Origin of the sequence: Streptomyces sp. NPDC006458, assembly GCF_040612135.1 — a bacterium.
In the GTDB taxonomy this organism is placed as follows: domain Bacteria; phylum Actinomycetota; class Actinomycetes; order Streptomycetales; family Streptomycetaceae; genus Streptomyces.
The window spans coordinates 1-14,229 of record NZ_JBEXPR010000053.1; the positions used below are offsets into that span (position 1 = coordinate 1).

Here is a 14,229-nt window from a genome sequence, read left to right on the forward strand (position 1 = left end):
GCCAAGGTACCCTCCGGAATCGTGGCGCCCGGAGGCCGGTGGGTGGCGCAGTGCCCCGCCGACGGACAACCCGCTCTGGCGGTCGTGGGACCCGGCGGCGGCGGCACGGCCGCCGCCGACCCCGCCGCTTCCGAGCGTGACACGGCTGTGGAGCGCAAGACCGAGGCCGCCGTTCTCGCCGATCTGGCCGAGGATGGCACCGGCACCTTCTGGGTGCGGCTGGACAGCGCCGCCGACCTCGCCGGCGCCACCGCCAAGGTGAAGACGAAGGCGAAGAAGGGCGAGGCCGTCCTCCGCGCCAAGACCGAGCACGCCGAGAAGTCCCAGGCGCGGCTGCGCAAGCTGCTCAAGGCGGCGGGCGCGGACCACACCCCCTTCTGGATCTCCAACAGCGTCCAAGTAACCGGCGACACAAAGCTGTTGAAGAAGATCGCGGCGCTTCCCGAGGTCAGCGCCGTGGAGGCGGATGAGTCCCTGACCCTGCCCAAGCCGCTCGCCGGGGGCGACGCCGGACCCAGCGTGAACTCGGTCGACTGGAACATCGCCGAGATCGGGGCGGACGCCGTCTGGAACGACTTCAAGGTGCGCGGCGAGGGCATCGTCGTCGCCAACATCGACAGCGGGGTGCAGTTCGACCACCCCGCGCTCGCCGCCCAGTACCGCGGGCGGGCAGCCGACGGCACGGTCAGCCACGACTACAACTGGTTTGACCCGACCCGCGTCTGCGCGCCGCAGACACCCTGCGACGGCAACGGTCACGGCACCCACACGATGGGCACCATCGTCGGCGACGGCGGCTCGGGCATCGGCGTCGCCCCGGGCGCGAAGTGGATCGCCGCCCGGGGCTGCGAGGACACGTCCTGCTCGAGGGCCTCGCTGCTCGCCGCCGGCCAGTGGATGCTCGCCCCCACCGACAGCAAGGGCGCCAACCCGCGGCCCGACCTCGCCCCGGACATCATCAACAACTCCTGGGGAGGGTCCGGCTACGACGCCTGGTACCTGGACGTCGTCAACGCCTGGAACGCCGCCGGGATCTTCACGGCCATGTCCAACGGCAACAGCGGCCCCCAGTGCAACACCACCACCACCCCGGGCATCTACCCGAACTCCTACAGCTCCGGGGCGTACGACTCCAACGGCACCATCGCCTACTGGTCGTCCCGTGGCAGCGGCCGCGACGGTGAGATCAAGCCGAACATCACCGCGCCGGGCGTCGGTATCCGCTCCGCCGTCCCCGGCGACCGCTACAAGCTCCTCTCGGGCACCTCGATGGCATCCCCGCACACCGCCGGTGTCGTGGCGCTGATGTGGTCGGCCGCGCCTTCCCTGATCCACGACATCCCCGCCACCAGGGCACTGCTGGACTCCACGGCGCGTGACGTGAACGACACCAGCTGCGGCGGCACCGCCGACGACAACAACGTGTTCGGCGAGGGCAAGCTCGACGCCTACGCCTCCGTCCAGGCCGCCCCGCGCGCCGGGCTCGCGACCATCTCGGGCACCGTGACGGTCGACGGGACGCCGCTCGCCGGCGCCCAGGTGAGCGTGGACGGCCCGCTGGACCGCACCGTGGTCACCGCCCCGGACGGCACCTACACGCTGCCGCGTCTGCTGGTCGGCGAGTACGCGATCAAGGTCACCCGGTTCGGCTACCTCGAGGCCGGCCGGACGGTCACCGTCACCGCGGACTCCACGACGCAGGTCGACTTCACCACACGGACGGCGCCGATCGCGACCGTCTCCGGTACCGTCACCGACGTCACCGGCCCCGTCGCCGGAAGCACCGTCGTCGCCCTGGGGACTCCGGCCAAGACGACCGTGGCCGCCGACGGCCACTACACGCTGCCGCTGCCGCACGGTTCGTACCAGCTCAAGGTCACCCCGGCCCAGAGCTGCGCGAACCCGCTCGGCCGCGCCCTGGACGTCTCCGGCGACGCCACGGTCGACCTGACGCTGCCGGCCCGCACCGACGCGTACGGCTACGGCTGCACGAGCCGCGCGGGCGGCCACATCACCGGCACGACCCGCTTCCCGATCTCGGACTCGAACATCTCGCGCCCGTTCACCCTGCCGTTCGACGTGCCGGTGTACGGCTCGACCGCGGCCTCGAACAGGATCTTTATCGGCACCAACGGCCTGCTCGGCTACGACCCGTTCGTGGAGTTCGGCCAGAACCAGGGCATTCCCAACGCGAGCCAGCCGAACAACACGCTGTACCCCTTCTGGGACCGCCTGCGGGTGGACTCCCAGGCAGGCGTCTACACCGGCGTCCTCGGCACCGCGCCCAACCGCAGCTTCGTCGTCGAATGGCGGAACGTGACCTTCGGCGACGGCCGGACGGACCGGCTCTCGTTCTCGGTCGTGCTCGGTGAGGACGGGTCGATCACCTACACGTACGACGGCATCCCGACCGGCGGCGAGAAGATCGCCTCCAGCGCCACCATAGGCATCGAGAACGCCACCGGCTCCGACGGCTTCCAGTACGCGTACAACACGCCGTCCGTCTACTCGGGTCTGAACGTCACCTTCCGCGGCACCCGTAACGGCCAGGTACGCGGCCTCGTCACCGACGGCAACGCCGGCTCCGCCGTGTCCGGCGCCACTGTCACCCTCACCGGCGACACCACGGTCACCACGACCACCCGCGCCGACGGAAGCTACAACGTGGCGCTTCCTCCCGGCACGTACCAGGCGACGTACCAGAAGACGTCGTACGCCACGGTCACCAAGACCCTCGACGTGCCGGCCGGCAACCCCGTGGTCGCCTCCGTCGCGCTGCCCACCAGCCTGGTGCGGGTGAGCGTCCCCCTGGAGGGCCTGAAGGTCGTCGCGCCCGAGGCGCAGCAGCGCACCCGCGCCCTGACGGTCGGCAACTACGGCGGTGTCACCACCCCCGTCCGGGTCTCCGAGGCGGTCGCGGGCAAGGAGTCCGACGTGAGCTGGCTCGACGCCTCGCTCGGCGCGGCCGAGCTGGCGCCCGGCGCCGAGACCGCGCTGTCGGTCCGGGTCGACACCACCGGCGCCACGCCCGGCTCGGTGCTCACCGCGCAGCTCCTGGTCCATTCGGACAGCGCCCAGGGGCGTACGGTCACCGTGCCGGTCACGGTCGTCGTCCCGCGCTACCAGGTCGCCGTCGACGCGGGCGGCAAGCAGCTCGCCGCGCGGGCCGACAGCGCCGGCGACTCCTGGAGCCCGGACCGCGAGTACACCGCCGGGTCCTACGGCTACCTCGGCGACGCCGGTCCGCACTTCACCAAGGACGCCATCACCGGCACCGAGGACCCGTGGCTGTACTCCACCGCCCGCGAGGGCATGAGCGCGTACCGCTTCGACGGGGTGCCGAACGGCACGTACACGGTCGAGCTCGGCTTCACCGAGACCCGGCCCAACGCCCAGGCGGGCAACCGGGTGTTCGGCGTGCTGATCGAGGGCGCCGAGGTCCTGCCCTCGCTCGACATCGTCGGCGAGGCCGGGAAGGGCGCGGCGGTGAAGCGCTCGTACACCGTCCAGGTCACCGACGGCACGCTCGACGTCGGCTTCGCCGCCGACCGGGGCAAGGCGCTGGTGAACGCCATCCGGGTCACCGACCGTCCCGACCTGGCCGGCTGACAGCCCGAGGCGCCGGACCGCCCCGCGGGGGCACCGGCGGACTCACCTGTCCGGACAAGTACCACTCAGACAAATAACTAAAAGATAACGGGTCTAGGCCGAGCTTCGGATTCTGTTCACCTGACGGCGGTTCAGCGGAACGCTGAACACCACCCGTCGCTCCGAAGCTCGGCCTGGCGCCCGAAGCGCTGAACGGCGCGAGGCCGCGATGCGCCCCGTGCGTACGCTCTATCGGCAGCCGGGCAGCGACCTGACCGAGCTCCACCAGCGCTTGGCCGACTTCGTCCCGGGCCCACGAAACCCTGAACGGCCGCACGCAGAGCATGGGCCGAACCGGCTCGTGCTTCGACAATGCCGCCGCCGAGAGCTTCTTCGCACTGCTCAAAGAGGAGATCGGCACCCGCCGCTGGCCCGACCGGACCACCGCCCGCGCGGAGATCTTCGCCTTCATCGAGACCTTCTACAACCGCAGGCGACTGCGGAAGCATCCGGCCTGGGGCTACCTCACCCCGCTGGAGACCCGACAGCGACACGAGCAAGAACACGCCCTCGCAGCGTAAGCAACGAGTGTCCAGCATCACGGGGAAAGTTCACTCGGCACTGACCCCGATCTCCCGGGCCACCTCGGTGACGGTCTTCCCGGAGGACCGGACCAGCGCGACCGCGTCGCGCTTGAACTCCTCCGTATACCGCCTGCTGCGGTTGCTCTTGCTTCCCACCTGGCCACTACTTCCTCTGGAACCTCACGTCCCAGTCTCCAGGTGTCCAACATCAAGGGGAAGCTTCAACCTGCCTGATCGGCCGCCGTCGCCGCCGTCCAGGAAGCAGCCGCACAGCGGCTCGGCGAGCACGACCACCCGGCCTCGTGCCTGCCGACTTCCGCCAGGCATGCAGTTGGAGTCCCTTCAAACCCGCGATGTGCTCGGCGAGTCCGGGAGCGAGACTCTCTATCTCCGCCAGGTCCTCGCGATCGGCTGCCGCGCGGAGTTTCCTCAAGTCCGTGTCCACCGGCACGGTGTTCAGGGCCTCGTGCCGCGCCCGCTCCCACACGAGCCCCAGTGCGGTCACGTCGCCCGCGACAGCACCTCCGTTCGCGATCTGCGCGTCGATCGTCAACTGGCGTGCCCAGAGGGCGAGTCGGTCATGGTCGACCACCGGCACGGGCTCGTAGCGGAGTTGCAGGTCCGTCACGTTCTGGGCGACGCGCAGGGCGGGACCCGTCGCCGGCGCACCGTCCCCGGCCTTCTCCAAGGCGACGAGGTCACGCTCAATCTGCCGCTCCAGCAGCTCCGCCACGGCATCGGAGGCGCGGTACGCGTCCCAAGCGGCACGGACCTCGCGAACGGTGGCGTCCCCAGGCGACTCGTGAACGGAAACGGCCGCACGCTCCAGGGCGGTCAGCCGGTCCGGCAATGGTCCGGGCTTCGCGTCGGTGGGCACTGCGAGAGCCACCGCCTCCAGGTCGCCGCCCTCGGTGCCGGTCGAGAACTCCCCGTACCCCGGCGCGAACACCTTCTCCTCGGTGGAGCCGTCCATGTGCAGTTCACGGACCGTCATCGCGCCCTCGACCTCGCCGTACGGGCCGTCGACCGACTGATCCACTGTCCGTACGGTGACCTCCTCGAAGACCTTCTCCGGGAGGTTCTCGGGGCGGTAGACGTCGCCCTTCTCCGGTTGGGCAGGCATGATCATCGCGGGTGGCGCGTGGTCGCGTCCCGCCTGCCAGGTACCTTCCGTGTCGGCGACAACACCGTCCTTGTAATTGAAGACATCCTCGCCGAAATACCAGACGGAAGTGTCGTCGGCCTGTGCGTACCAGTCCAGGGCCACCTCCTGGATCCGGCCGTCGGAGAACGCCACGTACTGGCTGACCAGCGTCTCGACGGAGCGGCCGTCGTAAGTGATCTTCTTCGTGCCGGGCAACAGGCTGACCTCGGTCCGGAACGGCTTGCCATCCACCTGCCCGCCCATGACCACCTGGTCGACGTCAGTGGTGGGATGGAGGGGGTTGGTGATCCGGGTGGAATGTGTGAAGCGTGGCTCAGTGAGATCGACGCGGTCCTGTGCCGGGGCGAGGGGCAGGCAGGCGTCGCCCTTCTTGCCCGTGTCCTCGCTGATGACGTGCACGCAGCCGCTTCGCTCGGCCTGCCCGGCAGCGGTGCCGGCGGCTCCCGAGCACGCACCGGCCAGGAGAGCGGTGGCGGTCAGGGCACGTCCGGTCCGCAGGGTGTGGCGGTTGGCGCTCATGGCGGCCTCCTTGGGACATGCGCCTTGCGACGAGCGTCCCACCGACCCTCTGACTGGGCGCTGAACGCACCTGAACGTGCTGTCAGGCCGCCTCGGGTGGAGCATTCCGTTCGTGGTCGACTCGGGCGCGTACCTGGCCGTGCCAGCAGGTGACACGGTCAGCCGCGCAAGGGCACAGCCCCGAGTAACTCAGGAAGTGGCCGGCAATCTCACCGTGAAGCGCGCTCCGCCCAGCCCCGGGGCCGGTCCCGCCGTCACCGTGCCCTCGTGCGCCGCGACCAGTTCGGCCACGATCGCGAGCCCCAGGCCGGCTCCGCCCTCACCCCTCGCGCGGGCCTCGTCCAGCCGTACGAAGCGGTCGAAGATCCGGGTCCATTCCGTCTCCGACACCCCGGGGCCGTCGTCGTCCACGTCAAGCCGTACGGTTCCGTCGGCCGTGCCGAGGGACAGGGCGACGCGGGAGCGGGCGTGCCGGGCTGCGTTCTCACCGAGGTTACGGATCACCCGGCGCAAGGCGTCCGCGTCTCCCTGGACCCGTCCGGCCGAGACACCTGTGCTGTCGACGCGCGGGCCGTCCTGCCGTTCGCGCAGCCGCCGGGCTTCCTCGAAGACCAGGTCGTCCAGGTCGACGGGGCGCCGCGGCGGACGGATCGCGTCTTCGTCGGCACGGGCGAGGAGAAGCAGATCGTCGACGAGACGCTGCATGCGCACCGCCTCGTCGAGCACCGTCCCGGCCAGTGCCGCAGCGTCGGCGCGCCCCGGGTGGGCGAGGGCCACCTCGGCGGATTGCCGGACCGTGGCGACGGGCGACCGCAGTTCGTGGGAGGCGTCCGAGACGAAGCGCCGCTGCGCGGCCTCGGCGCGTTCGACCCGCCGAAGTGTCCGGCCCACAGCCACCCACGTCGACGCGGCCGCCAGTACCAGCAGCCCCGGCAGGCCGATGAGCAGCATCCGGGTGACCGTGGACGTGGCCTCGGCGACCCCGGCGGGTGTACGGCCGTCCAGGACCGTCAGTCTCCGGTCGCCGTCCCGTGCCCCCACGGCCACCACCAGGAAGGGGTCCTCGTCGAGCGGGGTATCGGCCTCGGCACTGCCGCCGGGTCGCAGCCGGGCCAGTGCCGGAAGTCCCTCCACGTTCGGGCTCGCCGCGACGAGCATCCCCTGCTGGTCGACGACCTGGAGGAACTCCTCGTCCGGGTCGGTGACGGTGACGTCGGGCACCCCTCGGCCCTCCTCGATCACCTGGGCCACCTCCCGGGCGCGCGACCGCGCGGCGTCCCGTACGTCGTTGCTCAGCTCGGTCCGCAGCCCGAGCACCAGGACGCTGCCTCCGGCGATCAGCGCAAGCCCTACCGCGAGGACGGCGATCAGCGTGGCCCGGACCCGCACCGCCCGCAGGCGCCGCCGCTCATCAGCCATCCGGCACCAGCCGATACCCGTGGCCCCGCACGGTCCGCAACGAGTCTCGCGCGAAGGGGCGGTCGATCTTGTTGCGCAGGCGCCGCACATACACCTCGACGATGTTCGGATCGCCCTCGAAGTCGTCGCCCCACACATGGTCGAGGATGGTCCGCTTGCTCACGGCCTCGCCCGTCCGCCGCATCAGGAACTCCAGCACGGCCAGCTCACGTGCCGTGACCTCGACCTGCTCCCCGGCCCGGGACACCGTGCGGGCCGCCGGATCCAGCCGCAGGTCGCCCACCGCAAGCACGGCGGGCCGCTCGTGCGCCTCGCGCCGCAGCAGTGCCCGCAGCCGGGCCAGCAGCACGGCGTACGGGGCCGGCTTGGTGAGGTAGTCGTCGGCACCGGTGTCGAGGCCCTCGATCTCGTCCCACACTCCCTCCTTGGCTGTGAGCATGAGAATCGGCGTCCAGTCGCCCTCACCGCGCAGCGCCCGGCAGACCCGGTAGCCGTTGAGGCTCGGCAGCATGATGTCCAGGACGATCGCGTCGTAGGTGTTCTCGCGCGCCATCCATAGTCCGTCCACCCCGTCGAACGCGACGTCCACGGCGAAGCCCTCGGCCTGAAGTCCGTCCTTCAGCCCTGCCGCGAACCGCTCCTCGTCCTCGACGACCAGCACCCGCATACGGTCCACGCTACTGGAGCCGCCTGCGGTGACAAACGGAAGCGATCGCGCACGCGCAGTGCTGCGGCCCGCCCTCGCTGCCCCGGAAGGCCTGCGGCGCCCGCGGGCACCTTCTCCTTGACGCAGCACGGTTCTCGCGCCACGTTCCTCGCTCATGTGACGACAGGCACGACCATCGGCTGCAGCCGGACTGACGCCGCACCGGCCAGCAGGCACCCTTCGATCCGGCGCGCCGGATCAGTCGCCGTCGTTCGGTTCGTCCCCGCCGTCCACTTCGCTGCCGAGGACTTTGAAGTCCTGGTCAAGGTGCACGTCGGCCTGCTTGCCGTTGCCCAGGGTGACCTCGACCTCGTAGTGGCCCTCCTCGTCGCCGACCTCGGCGTCCGTGACCTCGCCTCCTCCGGTGTACGCAAGCGCCGCGGCAGTCGCCTTCTCCAGCGCTGGTCCTGAGATGGGTGTCTCGTTGTCGTCCCCACTGCTCGTCGCCAGGGCGATGCCGGTGCCACTACCGATGAGGGCGGCCGATAGCGCGACCCCGACGGTCCACTTGCTTCTGCGCTTCATGCCGTATCCCTCTCGCCGCACCCCCTGGGCCGCTGTGTGCGGCCGGGCTGACCGCTTCATGGTGCACCAGGCCCGCTGAACAGACGCTGAACGATTCTGAAGGGACAGTCAGGCTTCAGGGCATGTCGCGGTGGCGGGCCGGCGCTTCCAGCCGATCGGCTGTGATGAGGACTGCCGGCTCCTCGCCACCGGCCTGCGGGCACCGCTCGCCGCAGGGCGACTCCGCCGAGGACCGCGCAGCGCGTCCGCGAGCGAGCGCAACCGCCCCTGCGGTGCACGCGAGTCAGGGAATGAGTTCAGGCCCGGCGCCGCCGGGATCCGTCCAGGGCGGTAAGGGTCTTCAGGGGATCCAACTCCTGCCCCAGCATGGCCAGTCCCGTGTGCGGCTCATGGCGCCTGGCGGCAGCGACCGAAGTCGCGCGGCCGCGTACGGACCGTACGGTCGCCCGCCCCTCACTGCACTGCGGGATCCCTCCGGAGTCGGGCCGTCTCGCGCCAGCGCCGGTCCCGAACCGCGGGGTGGACCGTCGAACTCGGCATCGGCAACGACCGCCCGCTCGTGGAGGCCCACGCTGGCACCTGCACCATGGCGGGCAAACGCCGCCAGCCCATCGGCCGCGACGAGGCCAGTCGGCTCCTGGCCACCGGCCGGCGGGCCTGCACCCACTGCGACCCCGACAACCAGCTGCGCATCAGCGGCTTATCCACGCCCCGCTCCCCCACCTGCGCGGACGCAAGCCACTCTTGGGCGGTTCTATTTGGGGGTGTCCCAGAAGCCGACGGCGCCGGTCGGCTACCACTGTGGGTGGGGTGCCATTCGGCCATGACGATCGTGGCGTCGTCGAGCAGTTTGTGTCTCTGGTGGCGCAGGAGTTGCTGCACGCGGCGGCGCAGGCTCCGCGACCAACCGTGCTTCTCGGGCGCGTTCGGCACGTCCTCTCGCCGCACCGAACGCGCTCCTTCTCTCGCGGATGTCCACCAGAACGGCGGTCCTAGCCCCAATGCCGTGTAGTTAGCGCCCGCTGTCGGGTGTCAAGGGGTGCGGGTGGTCAGGATGTCGATGCTGATGGTGGCCTTGTAGCTGGTTCGGTCGACGGTGCCTCTGGCGTTGTACTTCGAGATGGCGCGTTTGACGACGCGTGGTCGGGTGCGGATGCGGCGGTCGGGCATTAGGCCGGCCAGGACCTGGCGGCCGATGGTGCCGACGAGATCGACGGCGGTGTCGTTGAAGATGCCCGCGGCCTGGACGAGCAGGTCGCGGGCGGTGTTCAGGGCGATGGAGAAGCTGGCCCGGTCGGGGTCGGTGTCCGGACGTGTGCCGGCGCCATGGCCAGTCGCAGGACCTGGTAGGTGACCAGCAGTGCGAAGACTTCCTGGGAAACGCCGGCGGGAGTTCGGGCACGAAGGACCCTGCCGCCGAGGATGGTGGACTTGATCTCCAGGTAGGAGGTCTCGACCTCCCATCGCTCGTGGTAAAGCCTGATCAGTTCGGCGGCGGGGTGCGGGTGGGGGTCGGTCAGGGTCGTGACGAGACGGTAGGCGCCGGTGCGGCGCCCCTGTGAGGTACTGACGGTGATCTCGCAGTCGATGACGCGGACCGCCGCGGCTCCGAGCCTGGAGAGGTAGGAGCCGTCGGGGAGACGTTTCAGGACCGGCAGCCTGCGATGTTCTTTCACGCGGACCAGAACGTGTGCGTTTTTCCCGGTGATCGCCTCGACCAGGGCCTGGACGGCGAAGTTTCGGTCCAGCAGAACGATCATGCCCTCGCGCAGGCTGCGAACAAGGCCCGGGGCATACGACGTTTCTCCGTTTGCGGTCGGTCCGAACACCGCGTCCAGGACGGTACGGGTACCGCAGGACACCAGAACCAGCAGACGGAGCGAGGGGTATCCCGCCCCGCCGTTGTTACAGCGGTGCCTGACAAACCCGGCCCGGTTTGCCGGGCTGTCGGGCACGGCCACCAGCGTGCCGTCGACAGCACAGACGAGCAGACCCCGCCACCACGCTCCCGTGGTGGCGATCCCGGCGGCCGGTCCACGCAACAGGTCGAACAAGCGGTGCAGCGGCCCGGTCCCGACCCGCCCGCGGGCCTGCGCCAGAGCGCCGGCCGTCGGCGCTGCCGTCTCCAGTCCTTCCAGGCCGGCCGTCAGCCGCTGCCACACCTGCTGCCAGCCGATCCCGGGGAACAGGGACCCGGCCAGCAGCAGGTACACCACCACACGTGAGGGAAGGTCCCGTATCCGCTGCTGAGTCCTGCCGGTCTCGGCCAGCACCTCGTCGACCATCTCAAACGGAACGATCCGTGTTAACTCGCCCAGATGGCCCGGCGCGAACGCCCCTGCGGCAACCGTTACTTCACGAGAAATGACAGACTTGGCGTCCAATGGAGCTCCTGCTGAACAGTGATCTTGGTCGACACGGTTCTAGCAGGAGCTCCATCTCCGCTTCAGGCGGCTTGACACGTCAGCCCCGCGCCTAACTACACGGCATTGGTCCTAGCCCGGCAGGGCTGATGCCGGTGCACGCAACCGCTCCACCCCCGCGCGGTAGGCATTCGGCCGACGGGGCCTGCACAGGTCAACCCCCCGGGGCGTCAGCGATTCGGCCGCCGGCCAGCCCGACAGGCATCCGGCAAAGGGGCCGGCCGGTCCGCGCCTACGATGCCCTGCCCGCGGCGCGAATACCTCTGCCGCGGTCGGCGTTTGAGGAAGCAGTGCTCGCCCGGCTGCATGTTCCAGCTGGCTCGCTCGACGCGGTGGTGGCCGAGACGGTGCACGGGGACTCGGTCCGCTTCGAGCTTCCTGCGCCGACCCGGGTTGACCCGCTCGATGGCCGGCTCACCGTGTACCTGGTCAGAACAAGTGGCAACGCGGACCGTGGTCCGGGACGGCGGCCGAAGCCTCGGCGTGCCCACGGGCGGCGACGTGGGGGGAGGAGTCCATCGCTGCCGGCATCGCCCTCGCGGGACGTGCGAGCCCCGTCAGACAGGCGAAGAGCGCGCACACCGGCAGCATCCCGGACCACGTCCCGAGCGACAGAGGCAGACGCGCGGCATGCGCGCCATGCCAGGGCACGCCACGATCGCCCATTCATACCGGCACTGAGCGGGTCAGGACGCCGCCGCCTTCGTCCGCGCGGACACTGCTCGCATCAGGCGGGCGGAGCCGGCCGCGTAGGCGATGCCGAAGAGGAGTGAGGCGAGGAAGGCCAGGTGCCGGGAGAATCCGTCGATGAGCGGGAAGATCTGCCAGTGGGTCAGGTAGATGTAGAGGGAGCTGGTCGCGAGGAAGCCGGCGAGTTGGTTGAGGCGCTCGCGGCTGGGGAGGCTTGGCACCCAGACCAGCAGCGCGAAACCGGCGACGATGATCGCCTCGCGTCCGGGGTCGCCGGGAAATAAGCCCGGCACGGTGGCCAGGGCCGCGGCGGTGACCAGCATGCGCTGTCGCGTGGTGGTGGCTTTCGCCGCTGCCCAGCCGAGCGCGAACAGCCAGAAGACGGTGATGGCGTCGGGGATCTGCTCGCGGTCAGGCAGGCCGACGAGGTCGTAGCGGGTGAGGAGTCCCAGGCCGGCGAGTGTCAGGGGCAGGGCGTACGGGAAGCGGCGTTCCGCCCGGTCCACCGCGGGCAGGCTCAGGAGGCCGACGGTGGCGATCAGGATGTAGACGAGGGCCTCTATGAACCAGAACTGCATTCCGGTCTTGAGGCCGTCGGGTCCCATGAGGCCGTCGAGCAGGAAGAGATTGGCGAGCGTGTAGTCGTCGTTGAGGAGAAGGATCAGTCCGATCCAGGCCATGCTCGGCAGCGAGACGCGGGCAATGCTGGTCCAGCCGCGGCGTAGGCGTACCCCCCGTTCGGCGGTGGTGAGGTGGAAGCGGGCGAAGTTGAATCCGGCGACCGCGAGCAGGATGTGGGCCCCGCCCTTGATGCCGAACACGTGGATGTGCGAGCCGACGATGCAGAAGATCGCCAGGGCGCGGAGCGCGACGCTCGTCTCCAGGGTCCGTCTTCGGGAGGGGTCGGCCTGCTCGGGCGGCCTGAGATCCCGGATCGGTGTCGTGTGCCAGCCGGTCGGCAGGTGGCCGAGCCGCTCTTCGAGCTGGATCGACATCTCGACGTACGAGAGCGAATCTCCGCCCAGGCTGACGAACGAGCTGTCGTCCGTCACGTCCGTGCGGTCGAGGACGCGCGCGTAGAGCAGGCACAGGCCTTCGGGCACTTTGGCCTCGGGGCCGACGACGGGTTCGGGGGCCTGACGGCTCAGTTCGCGCACCGCCTGGTAGTCGGGCTTGCCCGTGGGCAGGCGGGGCAGGTCCGCGCGGACGCGGACGCGGACCGCGCGTGTCGGCAGGCCGCAGTCGTGGGCCACGAGCCTGCTGATCCGGCGCGCTTCGGAGTCGTGGGCACCCACGGCCGCGACGCAGAGGGTCTCGTCGTCGCCGGTACACAGGGCGGTGATGCCGTGTCGGGCGAGCATCTCCTCGACCTGCCCGGGGTCGATGCGCAGGCCGAGGATCTTCACGAAGCGGCTGAGCCGGCCGACGATCTCGTACAGCCCCTCGGGGGTGCGGCGCGCGATGTCACCGGTGTGGAGTTCGCGCACGGTTCGGCCCAGCGCGAGGTCCTCGGGGGTGTGGGCGTAGCCGAGCATGACGTTGGGGCCCGAGTAGACAAGTTCGCCGGTGTCCTCGCTGGTGAGGACGCCGGTGTTCCCGTCGGGGCGGTCTAGCGGCCGGATGCGGAAGGAGCCGCCGGGGATGGCGATGCCGGCCGCTTCGGGGCGGGTTTCCGCGAGGTGCGGCGGCAGGTAGGCCATGCGGGCCGTCGCCTCGGTCTGGCCGTACATCACGAAGAGCTCCCAGCCGGCGGCGCGGCCGAGCTCGGCGTACCGCCGGACCCGGCCGGGCGCCAGGCGGCCGCCTGCCTGGGTGACGTAGCGCAGGTGGGGCAGTTCCATGGTGGCGAAGCCGACCCGGTCGAGCAGGTCGAAGGTGTACGGAACCCCGGCGAAGGTCGTCCCGCGGCCCGCCCTGAAAAGGTCCCAGAAGCAGCTGTCGGCGACCGACAGGTCGGTCAGGATCAGTCCGGCACCGCGCAGCAGGTGGCTGTGCACGACGGACAGGCCGTAGCAGTAGTGCAGGGGCAGGGTGGTCGCGGCACGATCGGTGTCCCGGATGTCCAGGTACTGCGCGATGGACTCCGCGTTGGCCTGGAGGTTCTCGTGCGACAGCCGGACGAGCTTCGGTGATCCGGTCGAGCCGGAGGTGCTCAGCAGCAGGGCGAGGTCCGGGTGCAGCTCGTGCGCCGAGACTGCGCGCCGCTCGTCGAGCAGCCATTGCCCGCCCTCGGGGTGCGCCACGACGTCCGGGTCGTACGCGTCGATCAGGGACTTGACGGCCTCGGGGTGGTCGCCCGGCACCAAAAGGACGGGGTGTCCCGCGGTGAGGGCGGCGAGGTGGACGACAAGGGCGTCGACGGTGTTGGCGCCGACCAGTAGGACGAGACGGCGTTCCCTGCCGAGGCGGCGGGCCGTCACGTCCACGCGCGCGGCCAACTCGGCGTAGCTGACCTGGCCGTCGGCCGTGATGACGGCGGTCCGGTCGCCGTGGGCGGCGAGGCCGTGGGCGAACGGGACCGACTTGGCGCCTGGGAGGAGGTCGGGAGGGACTGTCACGGGCGCATCTTAGGAAAGCCTTACCTCGCCCGGATAGTCACAGGAACGTCAC

10 protein-coding genes and 1 pseudogene are annotated in these 14,229 nt (G+C 70.4%); 3 read left to right on the forward strand and 8 right to left on the reverse strand.

The window, feature by feature from the left end:
- Positions 1 to 21: 21 nt before the first annotated feature.
- The gene (locus ABZZ79_RS37850; protein ID WP_356696912.1) at positions 22 to 3,609 is read left to right on the forward strand and encodes a S8 family serine peptidase; all 3,588 of its coding nucleotides are present in this window, start codon (positions 22 to 24) and stop codon (positions 3,607 to 3,609) included.
- A 323-nt stretch (positions 3,610 to 3,932) separates the two neighbouring features.
- Complete coding sequence (locus ABZZ79_RS37855; protein WP_356696914.1) at positions 3,933 to 4,169, forward strand: integrase core domain-containing protein; 237 nt, start codon at positions 3,933 to 3,935, stop codon at positions 4,167 to 4,169.
- A gap of 30 nt (positions 4,170 to 4,199) precedes the next feature.
- Here ABZZ79_RS37855 and ABZZ79_RS37860 read toward each other — a convergent pair whose 3' ends face one another.
- From ABZZ79_RS37860 to ABZZ79_RS37880, 5 genes are all read right to left on the reverse strand, one after another.
- The gene (locus tag ABZZ79_RS37860; protein WP_356696916.1) at positions 4,200 to 4,328 is read right to left on the reverse strand and encodes a transposase; all 129 of its coding nucleotides are present in this window, start codon (positions 4,326 to 4,328) and stop codon (positions 4,200 to 4,202) included.
- A gap of 52 nt (positions 4,329 to 4,380) precedes the next feature.
- Positions 4,381 to 5,856, reverse strand: a complete 1,476-nt coding sequence (locus ABZZ79_RS37865; protein WP_356696918.1) for a hypothetical protein — start codon at positions 5,854 to 5,856, stop codon at positions 4,381 to 4,383.
- A 189-nt stretch (positions 5,857 to 6,045) separates the two neighbouring features.
- Entirely contained in the window at positions 6,046 to 7,275 is a 1,230-nt protein-coding gene (locus ABZZ79_RS37870; RefSeq protein WP_356696920.1) for a HAMP domain-containing sensor histidine kinase, read from the reverse strand.
- Positions 7,268 to 7,942 carry a response regulator transcription factor gene (locus tag ABZZ79_RS37875; RefSeq protein WP_356696922.1) on the reverse strand — a complete coding sequence of 225 codons (675 nt, stop codon included), beginning with the start codon at positions 7,940 to 7,942 and terminating at the stop codon, positions 7,268 to 7,270. Before ABZZ79_RS37875 ends, ABZZ79_RS37870 begins: the two co-directional genes overlap by 8 nt.
- Positions 7,943 to 8,179: 237 nt before the next feature.
- The gene (locus ABZZ79_RS37880) at positions 8,180 to 8,506 is read right to left on the reverse strand and encodes a hypothetical protein (RefSeq protein ID WP_356696924.1); all 327 of its coding nucleotides are present in this window, start codon (positions 8,504 to 8,506) and stop codon (positions 8,180 to 8,182) included.
- A 532-nt stretch (positions 8,507 to 9,038) separates the two neighbouring features.
- On the opposite strand from ABZZ79_RS37880, the pseudogene ABZZ79_RS37885 reads away from it, so the two are divergent.
- Positions 9,039 to 9,518 (forward strand): annotated as a pseudogene (locus ABZZ79_RS37885) (DUF6233 domain-containing protein); the annotation flags it as partial.
- Between the two features lie 20 nt (positions 9,519 to 9,538).
- On the opposite strand, the gene ABZZ79_RS37890 reads toward ABZZ79_RS37885, so the two are convergent.
- From ABZZ79_RS37890 to ABZZ79_RS37900, 3 genes are all read right to left on the reverse strand, one after another.
- Positions 9,539 to 9,676, reverse strand: a complete 138-nt coding sequence (locus tag ABZZ79_RS37890; RefSeq protein ID WP_356696926.1) for a hypothetical protein — start codon at positions 9,674 to 9,676, stop codon at positions 9,539 to 9,541.
- Positions 9,677 to 9,774: 98 nt separating this feature from the next.
- A complete protein-coding gene (locus tag ABZZ79_RS37895; protein ID WP_356696928.1) occupies positions 9,775 to 10,890 on the reverse strand; it encodes an IS4 family transposase in 1,116 nt (371 codons plus the stop codon).
- Positions 10,891 to 11,615: 725 nt separating this feature from the next.
- Positions 11,616 to 14,177 carry an AMP-binding protein gene (locus ABZZ79_RS37900; RefSeq protein WP_356696930.1) on the reverse strand — a complete coding sequence of 854 codons (2,562 nt, stop codon included), beginning with the start codon at positions 14,175 to 14,177 and terminating at the stop codon, positions 11,616 to 11,618.
- Between the last annotated feature and the right edge of the window lie 52 nt (positions 14,178 to 14,229).